The following is a 17651-nucleotide window of genomic DNA, read 5'->3' on the forward strand; positions in this document are numbered from 1 at the left end:
AACCTATAGGTACGATGCCAATGTCCGCGCTTTCAATGTCTACTTAGCGCCGTTTTCGGCCGGTCGTTAACGTTCGTGACTTTTCCAGCACTGCAACCTGCTATGGTGTCCCGATCGTCTTCTTGCAGCCAGGAGCGGATTTACCGTACTCGGAGAAACCCGTGAAGTCACTAATTACTGCTATTACACTGCTTGCATGCCTCACCGCTTGCGTGAGTACTACGCATTTCTCGAAAGAATACAGCACCGCGTATGTATTGCGAAATGACACTCCGATTGGAAATTGCAGCATTTTTACTGGCGCATACTCTGTGTACTTCGGGCCGGAAAACGTTCTTTGTCTGGGAGAGCGATCTGGCGACAAAGTGATCAGTTCGGGGTCAAGTGTCAAGGTAAATCGGCTCTTCAAAATCGGTGCTGTCGATGCATTTTACGACAGAGCAGAGTTGTCAATTTCAGACAAAAAGACCGGAAATGTGACTACGGTATATCTGGAAAGCTGGCCAGATAAGGATAAATTTTTAAAGGTTCTTTAGGCTGGCTTCAAAGACTGAGTATGTCTGTTTCGGGTCGGTTGCGGAAATCTGGTTGCGTCCCCTAACCACCCAAAGCGGACCCGTTACCTCGGCATTGATGCGTCGATTTCACCATGTAAATCGGACACCGTGCCTCTACCAAACTCCTCTTCGAGTTTCCGCCGCGCGTCATCAAGGCTCAGATCGTCGGGCTTGAGAACGCCCCGGCAGTCGCCATCGAAGAACACGATAGAGTCGTTTAGCGTCATTTCGCCAGGTAGTGTCCATACCAGGTACGGGCCTACTTCAGTAATGAGATGGCCCTCGTAGCCTTGCGGTGCACATAGGCGCGCAAGAAATTCTTTGAGAGCCGGGTCAAGCGGATGCTCGAGGGGATGGTCGTTGAAGAAGTCATCCATGGCCGACGGCTTTTGTTGAAGTAAACACCATGATACGACTGAATCGTGTAACCGCAGCAGATTACGTCGGTTACGCCTCCGGTTGCGCCGAATTTGTTAGGCGCTTCAAGCGGTAGCCTAGTCGCTGAATGGCGCAGCTTCAGGCGCGTGCTGTTCAACATACTATATCGAACCATCCAAACCGAATCCAAAACGCGACGCCGCACGTATAAGAAAGACCCGGGCCCCGTTCCGGTCTTTCTTGTGCCTGCGGAGAAGTAGATGAAGCAAGTGTTGTGCATTGATGTCGGCAGGTCGCGTGCCGCGGATTTTCATTCAGAAACGTTGCACGATTGGAATATCCACTTCGTGGACAGCCTGGCCGATGCCCGGCGCCTGCTGCGGACCCGGGTCTACGGGGTCGGGCTGGTGCTGCACGACGGCCTTGCCGACGCCCGCGAACTCGCCGGCTTCCTGCGCCAGCACGGCCATCTGCAGTGGGTCGGCATCTTCGCGCCGCACGCTCTCGACAGCCCGGGCTGCCATGACCTGATCCTCGAGCACCTCTGCGATTACCACACCCTGCCGGTCGATCCGGTACGGCTCGGCTATACGCTGGGCCATGCCCATGGCTGGGCCATGCTGCGGCGGCACCCGCGGGTCCACGTCGAGGACACCGGGCTTGACGCCACGGCGCTGGTCGGCGATGGCGCTGCCATGCTGCGCTTGCGCAACCAGATCGACCGCGTCGCCAAGGTCGCGGCGCCGGTCCTGATCTGGGGCGAGAGCGGCAGCGGCAAGGAGCTGGCGGCGCAGGCGATCCACGCGCAGTCTGAGCGCGCCGGCGGGCCGTTCGTGCCGATCAACTGCGGCGCCATCGCGCCCAGCCTGATCCACTCGGAATTGTTCGGCTACGAGCGCGGCGCTTTCAGCGGCGCCACCCGCGCCAAGGCCGGGCTGATCGAATCGGCCCATGGCGGCACCCTGTTCCTGGACGAGATCGGCGACCTGCCGCAGGAATTGCAGGTGAACCTGCTGCGTTTCCTGCAGGAGAAGACGATTTCCCGGCTGGGGAGTACCCGTGCGATCGCGGTGGATGTGCGCATCGTGGCAGCCTCGCACGTGCAGTTGCAGGACGCCGTCGATGCGGGTGTGTTTCGCGAAGACCTGTATTACCGGCTGGCCGTGTTGCCGCTCGCGATCCCGGCGCTGCGCGAACGCCGGGACGACTTGCCGCTGCTGGCCGAACATTTCTTCCGGCGCTATGCGAGCGAGAAATCGCCCCGCCTGCGCGGTTTTTCGCACCGCGCGCTGGAAGCCATGCTCGACCATGCGTGGCCGGGCAACGTCCGCGAACTGATCAACCGGGTGCGGCGCGCGCTGGTGATGGCCGACGGCCGCCTGATCACGCCCGACGACCTCGGCCTCGCTGCCGGCGCCGTGGCGGGCACGGCGCCGCTGGACGATGCCCGCGGACGCAGCGAGCGCGGGGCGCTGCTCGAATCGCTCGAGCGCAGCGGCCGCAACGTCAGCCTCGCCGCGCGCGAGCTGGGCGTCTCGCGCACGACGATGTACAGGCTGATGGACAAGCACAGCCTGCGCGAGTGAAACCTCAGCGTGCCGGCAGCGGGTAGGTCGCCGGGCTGATGTTGCCGCTCTTGTCGATCGCCTGCACGCCGAAGAACACATTGTCCTTCGACAGATCGCTGGTGTAGCTGGTCACGTTGCCGACGAACTTCGAGCCGGTCCAGTCCGCCGCGGTGGTGTCGCGCCACACCACGCGGTAGCCGGCGACGTCCGGCTCGGCGTTCGCGCTCCAGGCCAGTTCGGTCTTGTTGGTCAGGTTCTTGGTGATGACGCGCACATCCTTCGGCGCCGCCGGTGCCATGGCCAGCGAGGCCAGCGCCGCCGCGTTGACGCGCGTCACCTTGGCGGCGTAGTCGAAGTCCATGTACTCGATCGTGTCGCCGTACTTCTTGCCGCCCTCGGTGCGCAGGTCCTGGTGCTGGTGGCTGAAGTCTTCCGCATACTCCGTGAAGCGCACCGCCGGGAAGCCGCGCTCGAGGAAGGGAATGTGGTCGCCGCCGCGCAGGTAGCGGTCGCGGCGGTTGACGATCGTGACCTTGAAGTTCGGGACGTAGCGCTCGCCGGCGAACTTGACGTAGCGGGCCAGCTGGCGCGTCGGCGTGTCGTTCTCGCCGCCGGTCGCGACCAGCGCGCGCAGCGCTTCCGGAACTTCCTTACCCGGAGGCACGCCCTCGGCAAACAGGCGCACCTGGCTGGCGTCCTTCTTGCCTTCGTCGTTGTGCGAGTTGCCGATGATGTCGTTGTCGAACATGCCGGCCACGTTCCAGTTCTTTTCCTTGGCCAGCTTGGCCCAGTTCTCGGCGCCCAGCAGGCCCTGCTCTTCGGCAGCCACCGCCATGAACACCAGGGTGGCGTCGAACTTGTGCTTGGCCATCACGCAGGCCATTTCCATCACCGCCGCGGTGCCCGAAGCATCGTCGTTGGCGCCCGGCGCGTCGTCGGTGGCGTTCATGACGTCGGTGACGCGGCTGTCGTAGTGGCCGCTGACCACGTACATGCGGTCTTTCGATTCCGCCTGGGTGCCCGGCAGCGTGGCGACCACGTTGACGATCTCGGTCGGGACCGACAGGCGCGCCATCACCGGGTGCACGTGGCTGTCGAAGGCGACTTCTAGGCGCCCGGCGCCGCAACGCTCGAGTTCGCTCTTGATCCAGCGGCGCGCGGCGCCGATGCCGCGCGTGTCCGACTTGGTGTCGGACATCGTGTGGCGGGTGCCGAAGCTGACCAGTTTTTCGACGTAGTCGTGCATGCGCTTGGGCGAGATCTCGCGCACGATGGCGTCGATGTCGGCCTGGCGCTTGTTGATATCGGGATCGGCGGCCTGGGCGGCGCAGGTCGCCGCCAGCAGCATGGCGGCAACGGCACTGTGTTTCAAAGTCGGATGCATCGGTGTTTCCTTTACTGTGGTACTGGATTGCGCGAATTACTTGAAGGTGTAGCTGGCGTTGACGTAGATGAAACGTCCGCGCGGATCGGCGTAGCTGACATCGTAACCGCCGAGGAAGTTCGAGGTCAGGTTGGTGTACGGCGGATCGCGGTCGAACAGGTTCTTCACGCCCAGCGCCAGCTTGGTGCTCCTGATGCCGGCGTAGGTCAGCTGCAGGTCGAAGGTCTGGTAGGCATCGACCTTGCGCGGGGTCGAGGTACGTGCCACCTGGCTGGCCAGCGCGTCGGTATAGCCCTTCTGGTAGTTCTGCAGCAGGCTCACGCCGTACGGACCGTTTTCCCAGGTCACGCTGGCATTGTGCTTCCAGCGCACCACCACGCCGCCGGAGGCGTTCAGCGCCTGGTCGAGCGAGCTGGTGTAGCTGCCGTCCGGGCCCTGCACGTCGAACTTGCTCATGTAGGTGCCGGCCAGGCGGAAGTTGACGCGGTTGCCGTTGCCGAAGCGCGCGCGGTACATGGCGTCGAGGTCGACGCCCGCGACCTGGGTCTTGAACAGGTTGGCGTTGGTCTGCACGATCGATTCGATCGGGCCGACGCCGGACGCGTTGCCGTCGGGAGCGCCGCGGTTGATGAACTGCGCATACTGCAGCGTGCGGTCGGCGTTGGCCAGGAAGTAGGTCGAGCTGAGGCCGCCGACCACGATCGCATCCTTCAGGTTGATGCGGAAGGCATCCAGGCTGATCGATGCGTTCTTGACCGGCTCCCACAGCACGCCGGCCGTCATCGAGATCGATTTTTCCGGGCTCAGGTTCGGATTGCCGCCAGTGATGGTAGTGAACTGGAAGTTGCAGTCGCGCGGCGCGCCGGTCTGCAGGTTCGGGCAGCGCACGAAGTCACGCGAGCCGTTGCCGGTGATGCTGGTCGCCTGCGGGGTGTTGAGGTCGGTCAGCGACGGTGCGCGGAAGCCCTTGCCCACTGCCGAGCGCAGCATCAGGCTCTGGGTCGGCTGCCAGCGCAGCGAGGCTTTCGGATTGACGGTGTGGCCGACGCCCTGGTAGTTGTCGTAACGCACGGCGACGTCGGCATCCAGCTTCTTGATGATCGGGATGCTGAACTCGGCGTACATCGAACCGACGTTGCGGGCGCCGAGGACCGGGAAGGCATTGCCGCCGAGGCCGGCGATATCGCCGGTCTGGATCGCGACCGACGGGTCGTACTGGAACTTTTCGCGGCGCAGCTCGGCGCCGAGCGCCATGCCGACGGCGCCGGCCGGCAGCGTCCAGATCTCGCGCGAACCCTTGATGTCGACCGAGGTCGTCGAGGTCTTGGAGCTGTAGCTGGTGCCGCGGAACTCGGCGGCGCGCACGGCGTCGAGCGCGGCCTGGTCGGTGGTTTCGCCGAACGGATTGATCACGCCGCTGTTAAAGATCGGCAGGACGCGCGAGTACTGGGCATAGCCCGACAGCAGGTTCTGGTGCACCTTGCTCTGGGTGTACAGGAAAGCGCTGTCCATGTCCCAGCCGGCCAGGGTGCCGCGTACGCCGGCCACGAAGCGTCCGTTTTCCGAGATGTCGCGGGTGTTGCGCTGGCCGTTGGCGACGTCGCGGTAGTTCAGCAGCAGCGGCACGCCGGCCAGGTTGTTGGCGGCGGCGAAGGCGGTCGGGTAGTACCGGCTGGACGGGATCAGGATGAAGCCGCCGCGGCCGATGTTGCTGTACTTCGTCTGCATCAGCGGGTATTGCGCGATCAGCTTCTGGAATTCCGGCACATACGGGTTGGTCGCCGTGGTGATGGCGTTGTAGGCCAGCGGCACCTGCTGGGTGGTCGAGGTGATCTTGTTCCTGGTGTAGCCGGATTCGAAGTAGGCTTCGGCATCGTCGTTCAGGCGCAGGCGGCCGTTGGCGATGAAGCTGGCTTTTTCGAAATCGGGCTGCAGCGACACGTAAGGGCTGTTGTCGTAGGTGCAGCGGTTGCTCGAGTACGGCGACACCAGCGAATACGGGCCGCAGTTCGGCAGCGCCGGATTGCCGAGCACGCCATTGCGGTTCAGCACCACGTTGGCCGGGAAGGCGATCGACGAGGTGTAGTCGTTCTGCTCGGCGACGTTGAGGCGGCGCGCGAAGGCGCGGTCGGTACCCTGGATCGGGTCGGTATGCTGGACGGTGATGCCGCCGGTCAAATTCCAGCCTTCCGTGTCCATGCGGCCGATGCCACCGAACAGCGTCGCCTTGCGGTCGCGGCCGAGGCGGTCACTCGTCTGGCCGTAGTTGCCGCTGATCTCGAGACCGGTGAAATCCTTGCGCAGGATAAAGTTCACCACGCCGGCGATCGCATCCGAACCGTAGATGGCCGACGCGCCGTCCTTCAGCACCTCCACCCGCTCGATGGCCGACAGCGGGATGCTGTTCACGTCCACCGACGAACCGGCGGCGCCGGCCGAGCCGCCGCCGTACACCGACACCCGGCGGCCGTTGACCAGCACCAGGGTACGCGCCGAACCCAGGCCGCGCAGCGACACGGTGGCGATGCTGCCGCCGCCGTAGCCCGAGGCGTTGGCGACCGTGGTCGAGCTGCCGGCGCTGGAGAGCGAGCTCAGCTGCTTGACGAGTTCCTCGGTCGAGGTGGCGCCGACGCGCTCGATATCCTCGCGCTTCAGGATCTGCACCGGCAAGGCGGTCTCGCCGTCGATACGGGCGATGGACGAACCGGTCACCACGACGCGTTGCAGGTTCGTACTCGCGCCATCGGCGTTTTGCGCCAGCGCAGTCGCCGGCAGCACGGCAGCGCCGAATAAGGCAGCCAGCAGGGCAGCGAAAGGTTTGAGGGGGGTAGATGGTGCGGACATGCGGGACAACTCCTTAGGTGACATCAAATACTTGAAATACGGTCGGTCATGCGTGATGCGTGATACGGGCGTGGTACAAGCAGCTGACGCCGTGTCGGCGTTGTTTTTTCTGTCTCCGGAGGGTGCTGCCGCCAGGACACGTGATGACGCGCCCGACGTAGACCGGCGTTTGACCGGCGTGGATGTTTCCCTCGATGCGGCGAACCGCTATTGTTGTTTTTTTGCATTCTTTCAAAAATTATAGGCTTTCTCTATCGCAAAGATTTACCATATTCACAGCGCTGTCATGATCCGTTTTGGAATGGTTGTTGCGCGGAATACTGATTCTTGGAAAAACTGAAGCAATGGGCAAGTCGCACATCAAACTCGACCGTATTGACCGTCGAATCCTCGAGGAACTGCAGGCGGACGCCCGCCTGTCCAGCGCCGACCTGGCAGAGCGGGTGTCGCTGACCACCTCGCCCTGCTGGCGCCGGGTCAAGCGGCTGGAAGAGGAAGGCTTGATCGGCGGCTACCACGCGCGCCTGAATCCGCGCCGCCTGGGCTACCAGGTCATGGCCATGGTCCAGATCTCGCTCGACAAGAAGGATGCGGCCACCGTGCAGGCGTTCGAAGACGCGGTGCAAGGGATCCCGCAGGTGCTGGCGTGCTTTCGCATCTCCGGCCGTTACGACCACCAGTTGATGGTGGTCGCCGAAGACCTCGAAGCCTACGGTGTGTTTGCCGGCAACGAGATCAACGGCCTGCCGAGCGTGAAGGAGGTGTACACCGCCTTCGTGCTGAAGGAAGTCAAGTCGGCCACCAATCCGCCGTTGCCGGGCTGAACGACGAAGTCCCACGGAACTAAAGACCTGTCGGCAGACTCTGTCAGACATGGTGTTCGACCCGAGGACGACATGGACAGCCCGCAAGTACTTACCGGCAAGCGCGTCGCCGTGCTGGTCGCCGATGGCGTCGAGCAGGCGGAACTGGTCACGCCGGTGGCGGCGCTGAAGGCTGCCGGCGCCGAGGTCGCCGTGATCGCCCTGCGGCCCGGCCGCATCCGTGCCATGCACGTGCACCAGTCGGCCGACCTGTTGCGCGTCGACAGGACCATCGGCGATGCCGTCGCGGCCGACTTCGACGCCCTGCTGGTCCCCGGCGGCTACATCAGTCCGGACCTGCTGCGCCAATCCGGCCCGGCACGCGACTTCCTGCGCCAGATCCATGCGCTCGGCCAGCCGATCGCGCTGATGTCGCAGGCGGTGCTGCTGCTGGTGTCCTGCGGGCTGGCCGGTGGCCGTACCCTGACGGCGTGGCCGGGGGTGCGCGACGACGTGGTGAATGCCGGCGCCACCTGGCGCAACCAGGACGTGGTGTGCGACGGCAAGCTGCTGACCAGCCGCGGGCCGCAGGACACGGCGGCGCTGGTGCAGGCGCTGATCCCCTTCTTTGCCGGCGCGCCGCCCCTCGATACGCACGCCGCCACGCAGGCGCCACCACAGTCCGATCCGCCGCAGGAAGAACCGTCTGAAACGCCGGGCCAGCCGCTGCGCTGGCTGTCGGCGCCGTCGGTCGGTGCGATGCTGAGCCTGGCCCTGCTGGGCGTGGGCGTGGTCGCGGCCAACCGCGGCATGCGCAAGAAACGCGCCGACGACAGCGGGGCCGAAGCGGCACCGGCGGCGGACACGACCCACTGAAAATCGCAGCCGCGCTCACGCGGCCGTCGTGGATGATGTATGGTTCGGTCTGGCATCAAGGAGACAGAATGACCAGCAACGTCCATTTCTACGAACCGCGCAACGGCCACGGCCTGCCGCACGATCCGTTCAACGCCATCGTCGGCCCGCGTCCGATCGGCTGGATCTCGTCGCGCAGTGCCGACGGCATCCTGAATCTTGCACCCTACAGTTTCTTCAACGCCTTCAACTACACCCCGCCGATCATCGGCTTTGCCAGCATCGGCGCCAAGGATTCGCTGCGTAACATCCAGCAGACCGGCGAGTTCGTGTGGAATCTCGCCACCCGCGCGCTGGCCGAACAGATGAATGCCAGCTGCGCCGCGGTGCCGCCCGAGGTCGACGAATTCGCGCTGGCCGGCTTGACGCCGGTCGCGTCGCGCCTGGTCGGCGTACCGCGGGTCGGCGAAACCCCGGTGGCCTTCGAGTGCCGCTGCACCCAGATCGTCCAGCTGCAGACAGCCGCCGGCGAGACCGTGCCGACCTGGCTGGTGCTGGGCGAAGTGGTCGGGATCCATATCGACCGGTCGCTGCTGAAGGACGGCATCTACGATACCGGCGCGGCCGGGCATATCCTGCGTGGCGGCGGACCGGCGGATTATTTCGAAATTGGTGCGGAACAGCTGTTCAAGATGTATCGCCCGAAGTGAGCGGCGGGCGCCGCGGCGGACGCCTGGCCGGCGCTTTCCTGGGCTGAATCCGGTCTCTGCCAGCGCTTGCCAATCGGCGCACGCCGGCGTGCCAACGTTCCTGGTCGCGGTTTTTTTGCGCGCGATACCAGTCGGTTAGTTGCAATAATTCGAAAGCCGTACGGGGAAAAACAGGCACCGGAGTGCACTGTTCCGCCCTCCCCCGTGCCGCCTTCCCGCCGGACGCCTAGTGCATGCGCTTGCGACGGCTCGACGACGACCAGTTATCCAGGTCGACCTCGCTGCGCATGTCGGCGCAGGCCGCCACCAGCTTCTCGATCTCTTCCCGGGTCATACCGGAGTTCAGGGTCAGACGCACCAGCGAGCGGTTCTTCGCCGTCGCCGGTGCGCAAAACACGGCGCCATAGATGCCGCGCGCTTCCAGCGCCTTGCGCAGCACCAGGGTCTTCGGCTCCGGCCCGGCTTCCAGCGCGATGATCTGCTCGGTGCCGTCGTCGATGCAATAGCCGAGTTCACTCAAGCGCGCCCTCACCTCCTGGGTGTTCCGGTGCAATGCCGCGCGGCGGTCTTCGGCCCCGCTGATGAAGTCGACCGCGGCATCGAACCAGGCCAGTTCGTGGTTCAGCAGGCAGGAACTGAAGATGGCCGGCCGCGATGCGGACAGGAAGTAGCCTTTGAAGTGGCTCGAACAGGTGATGAAACCGGCGCGGCCGGCGAACGCCTTGGCCAGCGACGCGGTCCTGAAATGCACGCGTTCGGTCAGCCCTTCCTGGACCACCAGGCCGGCGCCGCCCGGGCCATGGGTGCCGAGCGAATGCGATTCGTCGACGATCAGGATGCTGCCGCTGCGCTCGGCCAGTTCGACGAACTCGAGCAGCGGCGCGACGCTGCCGTTGGTGCTGTACAGCGCGTCGATCACGATCACGCCACCGCCATGTTTTTCGATCTGGCGCTCCAGATGGGCCGGACTGTTGTGCAGGAAGGGCACCGGCAGGGCCTGCGCCGATTGCACGCCCTCCCACAGCGATGCGTGGGCCAGCATGTCCAGGTAGACTGGAATGCCGGGTTCTGCGATGCTCTGCAGCAGGCCGACGTTTGCCGCCCAGCCGGACTGGGCCAGCACGCCGTCTTCGGCTTGCATGAAGGCGGCCAGCTTGGCTTCCAGGCGATGCTGGAAACTGCCCTCCTGCAAGAACACGGACGACATCAGCATCTGGCCCTGGGTACCTTGCAGGGTGCGCACCTGGGCGTCGATCAGCGCCGGTTCATTGGCGATGCACAGGTAATCGTTGCCGGCCAACATGACCGCGCCGGCTTGCGGCGGCGCCCAGACGTGCATGTGTTCGCCGCCAAGCAGCTTTTGCACGCGGGTCACATAGTGCTCATCCATGCGCCGGGTCACGAACTCCGGCATGCGGCGGGCAGCCGGTTGGGTGGCGAAACGTTCGATATTGAGTGCTGGGGTCATGCTTCCTCCGGTTGGCGGTGAAATAAAGGTTGATGGGTGGTTACGCAGATTCCAATAATGCCGTGTTAGCGCTACATTTGACTGAAATCAATGTATTTCAACGATTCTTAGTTAATACCACGAGAAATTGCGTAAAATCAATTTTGACAGTACAACGATGACCCAGGCATGACGCGTTTTGCGGCCTGCCGCTCCGATCTCCGACCACAGCCGTGAAAAAAGTCTTGTCCGATAGCACCTCCATGATCGATGCCCGCCTGCGTGGGCTGAGGGCTTCTGTCATGCAGTGGCTGCTCAGCAATGGGCGGGAAAGCGATCGCCTCGCTTTACGCCTGCAATGCCTGGCCTGGATCGGCTGCCTGGGCATGCCGCTTTACTACCTGGTATGGACTGTGTTTTTTCCGCAACAGTACGAGAGCCTGGCGCTGCGTCTGTTCGGGGTCGCCTTGTGCGTACCGGCACTCTTCCTGAAGCGCTTGCGCTGGCTGGCCCGGCCGCGCACGATGCAGGTCTACGAATTCATCGGCGTCACCTACGTGCTGCCGTTTTTTTTCAGCTACATGTTCTTGATGAACCACGGCTCGGCCGTGTGGGGCGAATCGCTGCTGGTGGCCTTGATCGTGCTGTTCCAGTTCGACGGCTGGTGGGCGCTGGCGAGCTGGCTGTGCGGCACGCTGCTGGCCGCCGCCGCCTTTGCCCTGCACGGCGAAGCCGCCTTCCTGGCCAGCCCGGTGGTGCTGGAACAGGCGCCGATCTACCTGTTCACGGTCGCGATCGTGTCGGTGACCCGGGTAGGACGGCGCGTGCTGGCGGGCGAAAAACTGGCCGGCATGGCGCAGGCGCTGGCGATGGTGTCGCACGAGCTGCGCACGCCGCTGATCAGCGTGGCGGCCAATGTGCGCGGCATCGAACGCTCGCTCAAGGCGCGCGGGCAGCCTGCTGCTCCTGCCGTGCAACCGGATCCTGCGGATGTGGCGGTGGCCGGCGCCATGGAGCGCATCGGCTTCGAGGTGCGCCACATGAACCAGATGATCGACCTGTTCCTGCAATCGGCGGCGGCGCTGAACCAGCAGCTGACGGCCACCGAGTACGTGTCGATGGCCGACGTGGTCACGCATGTGATCGAACGCTATCCGTTCACCGGCCAGGAGCAGCGCGATGGCGTCAGCGTGGTAATACGTGGCAATTTCTGGTTTGCCGGCAAGCACGAGCTGTGTGTCGTCGTGCTGCTGAACCTGCTGCGCAATGCGCTCAAGGCGCTGCAGCGTGCCGGCCACGGCAAGGTCCGCATCGTGATCGACGGCACCCGTGCAAGGCCGCGCCTGCTGGTCATGGATTCCGGCTGCGGAATTTCCGCGCGCCAGTTGCCCCACATTTTTGAACGATTTTACTCCTGGCCGCCGAGTTCCGGCGCCGGCATCGGCCTGGCCCTGTGCCGGGACATCGTCCATGCCTGGCAGGGCCGGATCCGCTGCCGCTCGCGCGAATCGGCCTGGACCGTGTTCGCACTGGAATTTCCCCCAACGATCTCCGCCGACCGATCGCATTGATCGATCGGCCCCGAGAATCACCGCCCAAGCATTTCTACCGACTCCTTCATGTCTTTGCCAATTTACCAGCACCCGACCATGACCGTCCTGGTCGACGACAGCGTCAGTTTCCTGCACAGCCTGCGCTTTCAGCTCGGCAACGCGCTGCCCAGCATCACCTTCAGCGATGCCAGCGCCGCCCTCACCTGGCTGCGCGAGCAAAGCCGCGACGGCTCCGACCTCGAAAGCTTCCTGTCGCCCTGCGTCGATACCTACACCCACGAGCCGCAACCGTTCAGCGTGGCGCTGCACGTCGGCCAGCTGTGCCAGATCGCGCGCCGGGCACGCCGCTTCATGACGCCATCGACGCTGGTGATCGATTATTCGATGCCGCAGATGAACGGCATCGAATTCTGCGAGGCGGTCAGGGATTTGCCGTGTAAAAAAATCCTGCTGACCGGCGTGGCCGACGAGAAGGTGGCGATTGCCGCCTTCAACCGCGGCCTGATCGACCGCTACATCCGCAAAAGCGACCCGGATGCGCTCGACCGCCTGGAAGCCGACCTGATCGCCCTGCAGCGCGACTATTTCGTGGCGCAATCGCGCGTGGTGCAGGGCCTGCTCGCGCTGCACGAATACCGCTTCGTCGGTGATCCGGCGATCGCGGCGCTGGTCGACCAGGTCGGACGCTCGTACCAGATCGTCGAACACTATTTATACAAGAGCCCGTCCGGCTTCCTGATGTTCGACGCCGAGGGGCGGCCGCACCTGCTGGTGATCGAGACCGAACAGGGCATGCGCGCGCATTACGAAATGGCGCACGACAGCGGCGCCCCGCCGGCGCTGCTGGAAGCACTGCGGGAACGGCGCGTGATCCCGAATTTCAGCGGCGGCGACGGCGATGGCATGTATTCGAATGCCTTCGACGACGGCTGGTACAACTACACGGCGCCGGCCCAGGAATGCCGCGGCCGCGAGCGCTATTACTGGGCGATGTTCGACCTGAATCCGGCCCTGCTCGACGGTCCGGTGGCGCCGCTGTCGGCCTTCCTGCGCCGCCACCAGGCCAGCTGAAAAGCGGGCTCGGCCATCTTTACTGCATGCTGGCCTGCAACAATGGTGCATAAGGTGGCATAATGCCAATTATTACAGGCAAAAGCGTGCCCCATGGAACAGGCTGGATTAGTCAAAGTCGTGCTCGCGGACCCGCGCCAACTGATGTGCGAGGGGCTGCAACGCGCGCTCGACGAGCGGGCCAATCTCAAGGTCGTGGCGGTGGCGCGCTCGCGGGCCGAGTTGATGGCAGCGCTCGACAGCGTGGCGCCGGACGTCCTGGTGCTCAACCCGCGCCTCGAACTGCAGGGCGGCACCGCGCTGATCCGCGACCTGCGCAAGCTGCTGCCCTACCTGCCGCTGCTGACCCTGGCATCGGATGCCAGCAGCGATGACCCGGTGGCCCTGCTGCGCGCAGGGGCCAAGGGTTACCTGTCGAAGAATAACGATACTGCCGACCTGATCCGCGCGATCCAGAAGGTGGCCGAGGGCGGCCTCTACGTCAGCAACGAACTCAGCGAGAGCCTGGCCGAAGAACTGTGCGCCGGCCTGCGTACCAACAGCTTTGCGCGCCTGTCGCCGCGCGAAGCCGAGGTGTTCGGCTTCCTGGCGCACGGCCACACGGTGTCGCACATCGCCCAGGTGCTGCAGCTGAGCGTGAAGACGGTCTCGACCCACAAGAGCCGGATGATGGAGCGCCTCGGCCTCGCCTCGCTCAGCGAACTGATCCAGTACGCGATCACCAACGACCTGATCGACCTCAGCGAGGCGCCGCCGGTACGCGCGCCGGACGATGGCCCCACGCCGCGCAGCCTGGAAGCGCGCCGTTCCGACCAGGACCGCACCGCGCTCGCGTCCGAGGACTGGCTGGCCAGCCTGCTGCCGGGCGGCCGCCGCTCGTGAGCTGCCGCTGAAATTTATTCGCTGCGCTCGCGGCCCAGCCGTTCGCCCACCCACTCGTGCCAGCCGCAGTCCGGACACTGGCTACAGAAGATGATGCCGAAAAAGGTCGCGCAGCCGAGCGCGAGAAGACTGGCGTGCAACATGAAGTCCATGTGTCGTCCTCCTTGCTTTTTAGAAAGCCTTGGCGCGGGTGCCGGTGCATGGCCGGGTCCGTCGAGATCACTGTAATCCAAGCCACGCTCGAAATCCAGCGTCGCACACCCGCGTGGCATATTGACAGTTCTCAAGCGTAGCGGCTATGGTGTTTCTTGTTAGACAAACATTCCAATCGCCAAGGACCACATGCCCGCCAGCACCCCGACCCGCCGTGACCTCCTGAAATTCGCCGTGACCGGCGCCGCCGCAGCCGCACTGCCCGCGGCCTTACCGAGCGCGGCGCTGGCCGCCCGTCCGGCGCCACGCAAGCCGGCAACCGACGCCGCCGCCGACCCGCGCTTCAAGGCGCTGCTCGATGCGTTCGCCGACGAGATCCTGATGCTGGCGCCGACCACGGCATCCAGCCTCGGCCTCGACAGCGGCAAGCACGCCGCGCTGAAGTCGCAGCTGGAACAGGTCTCGGCCGAGGAAGACGCGCGCTGGACGGCGCAGGTGAAATCGATGGCGGCGCGCCTGGACGGCATCGACCGCGCCCGGCTGGCGCCGCCGGACCAGATCCGCTACGACACGGTGCGCTACGCGGTCGGCGCCGGCCTCGAAGGCACCGCCTTCTCCTTCGGCGGCGCGGCCGCCGGCCTGCAGGGCGGCACCGCGCCCTTCCCCGTGACCCAGCAGGACGGCGCCGTCACCCGCATCCCGGAATTCCTGAACTCGCAGCACGCCATCGCCAGACGCGCCGACGCCGACGCCTACCTGGCGCGGGTCCAGGCAATGGGGTGCCTGCTCGACCAGGAGACCCGGCGCATCGCCGAGCAGGATGCGATGAACGTGCGCCCGCCGGCCTTCATCATCCGCACGGCGCTGGACCAGCTCAAGGCCTATCGCGCGCTGCCGGCGCAGGAACAGACGCTGGTGACCTCGCTCGCCACGCGCACGCGCGCGCTCGGCCTGGCCGGCGACTGGGGCGGCCGCGCGCAAGCGCTGGTCACCGACACGGTCTACCCGGCGCTGGAGCGCCAGATCGCCGCGTTGGAACAAGCTGGCCGCAAAGCCGACGATGTGGCCGGCGTGCACCGCCTGCCGGATGGCGAAGCCTATTACCGCTGGGCGCTGAAGCTGGGCACCAGCACGGACTACACGCCGCAGCAGGTGCACGACATCGGCCAGGAACAGAACCGCGAGCTGGAAGCACGCATGGACGCCATCCTGCGCAGCCAGGGCCTGACCCAGGGTTCGGTGGGCGCGCGCATGGGGGCGCTGTCGAAGGACCCGCAGCGCCTGTTCGCCGACGACGAGCGCGGCCGCAGCCGGCTGATCGCCTACTGCAACGAGCGCGTGGCGGCGATCCGCAAGCTGCTGCCGCGCGTGTCGCACCTCGGCCTGAAGGCGCCGCTGGCGATCAAGCGGGTGCCGGCCGACATCCAGGACGGCGCCCCGCTCGGCTACATGAATTTCGCTTCGCTCGACGGCAAGCGTCCGGCCATCTATTACATCAACCTGAAGTCGACCGCGATGTGGCCGCGGCACGAACTGACCTCGCTCACCGCGCACGAGGGCGTGCCCGGCCACGCGCTGCAGGGCGCCTACCTGGCCGAGCACCATGCCGAGACGCCGCTGATCGCCTCGCTGATCGGCTTCAATGCCTTCGTCGAAGGCTGGGCGCTGTATGCCGAACAGCTGGTCGAGGAATTCGGCCTGTACGCGGACGACCCGTTCAGCCGCCTCGGCTACCTGCAGGCCCAGAAGTTCCGTGCCTGCCGCCTGGTGGTCGATACCGGCATGCATGCGCTGAAGTGGGAGCGGCGCCAGGCGATCGAGTTCCTGTCGGCCCACACCGGCCGCGCGCTGGCCTCGGTCACCAGCGAGATCGACCGTTATTCGGTATCGCCGGGCCAGGCCTGCGGCTACAAGATGGGGCACAACGAAATCCTGCGCAACCGCGAGCGGGCCAGGACGGCGCTGGGCGCGAAGTTCGACCTGGCGGCCTTCGACGATGCGCTGCTGGCCTGCGGCGGCGTGCCGATGGCGGTGCTGCCGACGGTGGTCGACCAGTACATCGGGCGGTCGAAAGCCTAGCCCGTCTGCCCGAGGGGCACCGCCGGGTTGTAGCGCCGCTCTTCGGGCCGCGTCAGCACCCGCAGTGCCACTTCGACCGGCACGCCGAGGGCCGCCAGTTCGCGTGCCCGGGCGCCGAAACCCTGCGCCGGCTCGCCATGAATCACCGCGTCGATCAATAGCGCGGTCTTGTAATCGCTTCGTCTGTCCATCGGGCGATGCTAACACGCGCCGCTGCGGCGCCCTGGAGAGATGATGCCGACACCCGACCGTGCCACGCTGATGCTGGCCATGCTGCTGTCCACGCCGGCCATGGCCGGCCTGCCCGTCCACACCCTCGACAACGGCAGCGTGCGCGCCGCCGTCACCGAGGCCATCGGCGGACGGCTGCTGTCGTTCGCGCTGGCCGGCCGGCCGAATTTCCTGCGCGTCGACGAAGCGGCCGGCGATCCCGCCGCGCCGGTCGATGCGCGCACCGGCAACGTCGCCTACTATGGCCACGAAGTCTGGGCCGGTCCGCAACAGCAGTGGTGGGTACACCAGGACGTCAACCCGGCACGCAAGGCGGACAAGGCGGTCTGGCCGCCCGATCCGTACCTGAGCCTGGCGCGCTACACGCTCGACCAGGCCGGCCGCGACGCCGTCGCCGTCACCAGCCCGGCCAGCCCGGTAAGCGGCCTGCAGCTGGTCAAGCGCTACGCGCTGGTGCCGGGCAAGCCGCATAGCCTGCGCCTGGATGCCGGCGCCATCAACCGGCGCGCCAGCGAGGTGGCGTGGGATCTCTGGTTCAACACGCGGGTGCCGGGCGACACCCAGGTGTATGTGCCGGTCGCCGGCGCTGCCGAGGTCCGCACCGAAGCCGCGGACGACCTGGCGCCGCCGCACCCGCTGGTGGCGGACGGCGTGCTCGCGCTCGAGATCCCGGCGGCAGGCCAGGCCGCGCGCCGCGGCAAGCTGTTCGCCCAGCCCGCGGCCGGCTGGATGGCGGCTTTCCGGGGCGGCCAGGCCTTCATCGTCCAGTTTGCGCTGCAGCCGCGCGCCGCCATCCACCCCGACCAGGGCCAGGTCGAGCTGTACCAGGACGTCGACCCGGCGCATCCGGCCACTGGACTGCTCGAGATGGAAGTGCACGCACCGTGGCGCCGCCTGGCGCCGGGCCAGCGCATGGACGCGCATGAAACCTGGACCCTGCTGCCCTACGCCGGGCCGGCCACGCGCGCTGCCCACCTGGCCTTCCTGCGCGCGCAGGCGCGGACGCTGGGCCTGGAGGCCTTGTAAGCCACCCCAAATGAGGTATGGAAATTCTCCCTTCGCCAGCAAAAGCTGGCGCGAGGCAGTATCCTTCTGCTACCGTAGCACATTGACCCTTAACTTTTCGGCCAAACAGA

16 protein-coding genes are annotated in these 17651 nt (G+C 65.5%); 10 read left to right on the forward strand and 6 right to left on the reverse strand.

Annotated features, from left to right (window positions below):
• Positions 1-619: 619 nt before the first annotated feature.
• Positions 620-934 (reverse strand): hypothetical protein, encoded by a 315-nt coding sequence (locus tag FBX97_RS09200; RefSeq protein ID WP_141830539.1) that lies wholly within the window; start codon positions 932-934, stop codon positions 620-622.
• Between the two features lie 324 nt (positions 935-1258).
• Between FBX97_RS09200 and FBX97_RS09205 the strand changes: the two genes are divergently transcribed.
• Entirely contained in the window at positions 1259-2521 is a 1263-nt protein-coding gene (locus FBX97_RS09205) for a sigma-54 dependent transcriptional regulator (RefSeq protein WP_255517368.1), read from the forward strand.
• A 4-nt stretch (positions 2522-2525) separates the two neighbouring features.
• On the opposite strand, the gene FBX97_RS09210 is transcribed toward FBX97_RS09205, so the two are convergent.
• The gene (locus tag FBX97_RS09210; RefSeq protein ID WP_141830543.1) at positions 2526-3887 is read right to left on the reverse strand and encodes a M28 family peptidase; all 1362 of its coding nucleotides are present in this window, start codon (positions 3885-3887) and stop codon (positions 2526-2528) included.
• A 36-nt stretch (positions 3888-3923) separates the two neighbouring features.
• Positions 3924-6731 carry a TonB-dependent receptor gene (locus FBX97_RS09215; RefSeq protein ID WP_185748519.1) on the reverse strand — a complete coding sequence of 936 codons (2808 nt, stop codon included), beginning with the start codon at positions 6729-6731 and terminating at the stop codon, positions 3924-3926.
• Here FBX97_RS09215 and FBX97_RS29560 point away from each other — a divergent pair.
• The 4 genes from FBX97_RS29560 to FBX97_RS09230 all read left to right on the forward strand — a co-directional run bounded on the left by FBX97_RS29560 (position 6730) and on the right by FBX97_RS09230 (position 9099).
• Positions 6730-6975 (forward strand): hypothetical protein, encoded by a 246-nt coding sequence (locus FBX97_RS29560; RefSeq protein ID WP_185748520.1) that lies wholly within the window; start codon positions 6730-6732, stop codon positions 6973-6975. The genes FBX97_RS09215 and FBX97_RS29560 overlap by 2 nt on opposite strands.
• 100 nt (positions 6976-7075) lie before the next feature.
• Entirely contained in the window at positions 7076-7555 is a 480-nt protein-coding gene (locus FBX97_RS09220) for an Lrp/AsnC family transcriptional regulator (RefSeq protein WP_141830547.1), read from the forward strand.
• 72 nt (positions 7556-7627) lie between these two features.
• On the forward strand, positions 7628-8410 hold the full coding sequence (locus FBX97_RS09225; protein ID WP_141830549.1) for a DJ-1/PfpI family protein: 783 nt from the start codon (positions 7628-7630) through the stop codon (positions 8408-8410).
• Positions 8411-8478: 68 nt separating this feature from the next.
• A complete protein-coding gene (locus FBX97_RS09230; protein ID WP_141830551.1) occupies positions 8479-9099 on the forward strand; it encodes a flavin reductase family protein in 621 nt (206 codons plus the stop codon).
• Between the two features lie 226 nt (positions 9100-9325).
• Here the strand turns inward: FBX97_RS09230 and cqsA are convergent, their stop codons facing one another.
• Positions 9326-10567: an alpha-hydroxyketone-type quorum-sensing autoinducer synthase gene (gene cqsA / locus FBX97_RS09235; RefSeq protein ID WP_141830553.1), complete on the reverse strand. Its 1242-nt coding sequence runs from the start codon at positions 10565-10567 to the stop codon at positions 9326-9328.
• A 281-nt stretch (positions 10568-10848) separates the two neighbouring features.
• On the opposite strand from cqsA, the gene FBX97_RS09240 reads away from it, so the two are divergent.
• The 3 genes from FBX97_RS09240 (at position 10849) to FBX97_RS09250 (ending at position 14052) form a co-directional block, all read left to right on the forward strand.
• The gene (locus tag FBX97_RS09240) at positions 10849-12117 is read left to right on the forward strand and encodes a HAMP domain-containing sensor histidine kinase (RefSeq protein WP_255517370.1); all 1269 of its coding nucleotides are present in this window, start codon (positions 10849-10851) and stop codon (positions 12115-12117) included.
• 48 nt (positions 12118-12165) lie between these two features.
• On the forward strand, positions 12166-13170 hold the full coding sequence (locus tag FBX97_RS09245; protein ID WP_141830556.1) for a response regulator: 1005 nt from the start codon (positions 12166-12168) through the stop codon (positions 13168-13170).
• 93 nt (positions 13171-13263) lie between these two features.
• Positions 13264-14052 carry a response regulator transcription factor gene (locus tag FBX97_RS09250; protein WP_141830558.1) on the forward strand — a complete coding sequence of 263 codons (789 nt, stop codon included), beginning with the start codon at positions 13264-13266 and terminating at the stop codon, positions 14050-14052.
• A gap of 14 nt (positions 14053-14066) precedes the next feature.
• On the opposite strand, the gene FBX97_RS29565 is transcribed toward FBX97_RS09250, so the two are convergent.
• Entirely contained in the window at positions 14067-14204 is a 138-nt protein-coding gene (locus tag FBX97_RS29565) for a hypothetical protein (RefSeq protein WP_185748521.1), read from the reverse strand.
• Between the two features lie 190 nt (positions 14205-14394).
• Between FBX97_RS29565 and FBX97_RS09255 the strand changes: the two genes are divergently transcribed.
• Positions 14395-16284, forward strand: a complete 1890-nt coding sequence (locus tag FBX97_RS09255) for a DUF885 family protein (protein WP_141830560.1) — start codon at positions 14395-14397, stop codon at positions 16282-16284.
• Here the strand turns inward: FBX97_RS09255 and FBX97_RS09260 are convergent.
• Positions 16281-16475: a hypothetical protein gene (locus FBX97_RS09260; protein WP_141830562.1), complete on the reverse strand. Its 195-nt coding sequence runs from the start codon at positions 16473-16475 to the stop codon at positions 16281-16283. The two genes, FBX97_RS09255 and FBX97_RS09260, sit on opposite strands and share 4 nt — an antisense overlap.
• Before the next feature lie 43 nt (positions 16476-16518).
• Between FBX97_RS09260 and FBX97_RS09265 the strand changes: the two genes are divergently transcribed.
• A complete protein-coding gene (locus FBX97_RS09265; protein WP_255517371.1) occupies positions 16519-17541 on the forward strand; it encodes a DUF4380 domain-containing protein in 1023 nt (340 codons plus the stop codon).
• Positions 17542-17651 lie beyond the last annotated feature (110 nt).

Source organism: Herbaspirillum sp. SJZ107 (assembly GCF_006715485.1).
Taxonomy (GTDB): Bacteria; Pseudomonadota; Gammaproteobacteria; order Burkholderiales; family Burkholderiaceae_D; genus Telluria.

Bases quoted from the DNA above. Each gene is read 5' to 3' on its own strand.
- FBX97_RS09200 (WP_141830539.1), bottom strand. From the start codon at position 934: ATGGATGACTTCTTCAACGACCATCCCCTCGAGCATCCGCTTGACCCG.
- FBX97_RS09210 (WP_141830543.1), bottom strand. From the start codon at position 3,887: ATGCATCCGACTTTGAAACACAGTGCCGTTGCCGCCATGCTGCTGGCG.
- FBX97_RS29560 (WP_185748520.1), top strand. From the start codon at position 6,730: ATGCGGGACAACTCCTTAGGTGACATCAAATACTTGAAATACGGTCGG.
- FBX97_RS09215 (WP_185748519.1), bottom strand. From the start codon at position 6,731: ATGTCCGCACCATCTACCCCCCTCAAACCTTTCGCTGCCCTGCTGGCT.
- FBX97_RS09220 (WP_141830547.1), top strand. From the start codon at position 7,076: ATGGGCAAGTCGCACATCAAACTCGACCGTATTGACCGTCGAATCCTC.
- FBX97_RS09225 (WP_141830549.1), top strand. From the start codon at position 7,628: ATGGACAGCCCGCAAGTACTTACCGGCAAGCGCGTCGCCGTGCTGGTC.
- FBX97_RS09230 (WP_141830551.1), top strand. From the start codon at position 8,479: ATGACCAGCAACGTCCATTTCTACGAACCGCGCAACGGCCACGGCCTG.
- cqsA (WP_141830553.1), bottom strand. From the start codon at position 10,567: ATGACCCCAGCACTCAATATCGAACGTTTCGCCACCCAACCGGCTGCC.
- FBX97_RS09240 (WP_255517370.1), top strand. From the start codon at position 10,849: ATGCAGTGGCTGCTCAGCAATGGGCGGGAAAGCGATCGCCTCGCTTTA.
- FBX97_RS09245 (WP_141830556.1), top strand. From the start codon at position 12,166: ATGTCTTTGCCAATTTACCAGCACCCGACCATGACCGTCCTGGTCGAC.
- FBX97_RS09250 (WP_141830558.1), top strand. From the start codon at position 13,264: ATGGAACAGGCTGGATTAGTCAAAGTCGTGCTCGCGGACCCGCGCCAA.
- FBX97_RS29565 (WP_185748521.1), bottom strand. From the start codon at position 14,204: ATGGACTTCATGTTGCACGCCAGTCTTCTCGCGCTCGGCTGCGCGACC.
- FBX97_RS09255 (WP_141830560.1), top strand. From the start codon at position 14,395: ATGCCCGCCAGCACCCCGACCCGCCGTGACCTCCTGAAATTCGCCGTG.
- FBX97_RS09260 (WP_141830562.1), bottom strand. From the start codon at position 16,475: ATGGACAGACGAAGCGATTACAAGACCGCGCTATTGATCGACGCGGTG.
- FBX97_RS09265 (WP_255517371.1), top strand. From the start codon at position 16,519: ATGCCGACACCCGACCGTGCCACGCTGATGCTGGCCATGCTGCTGTCC.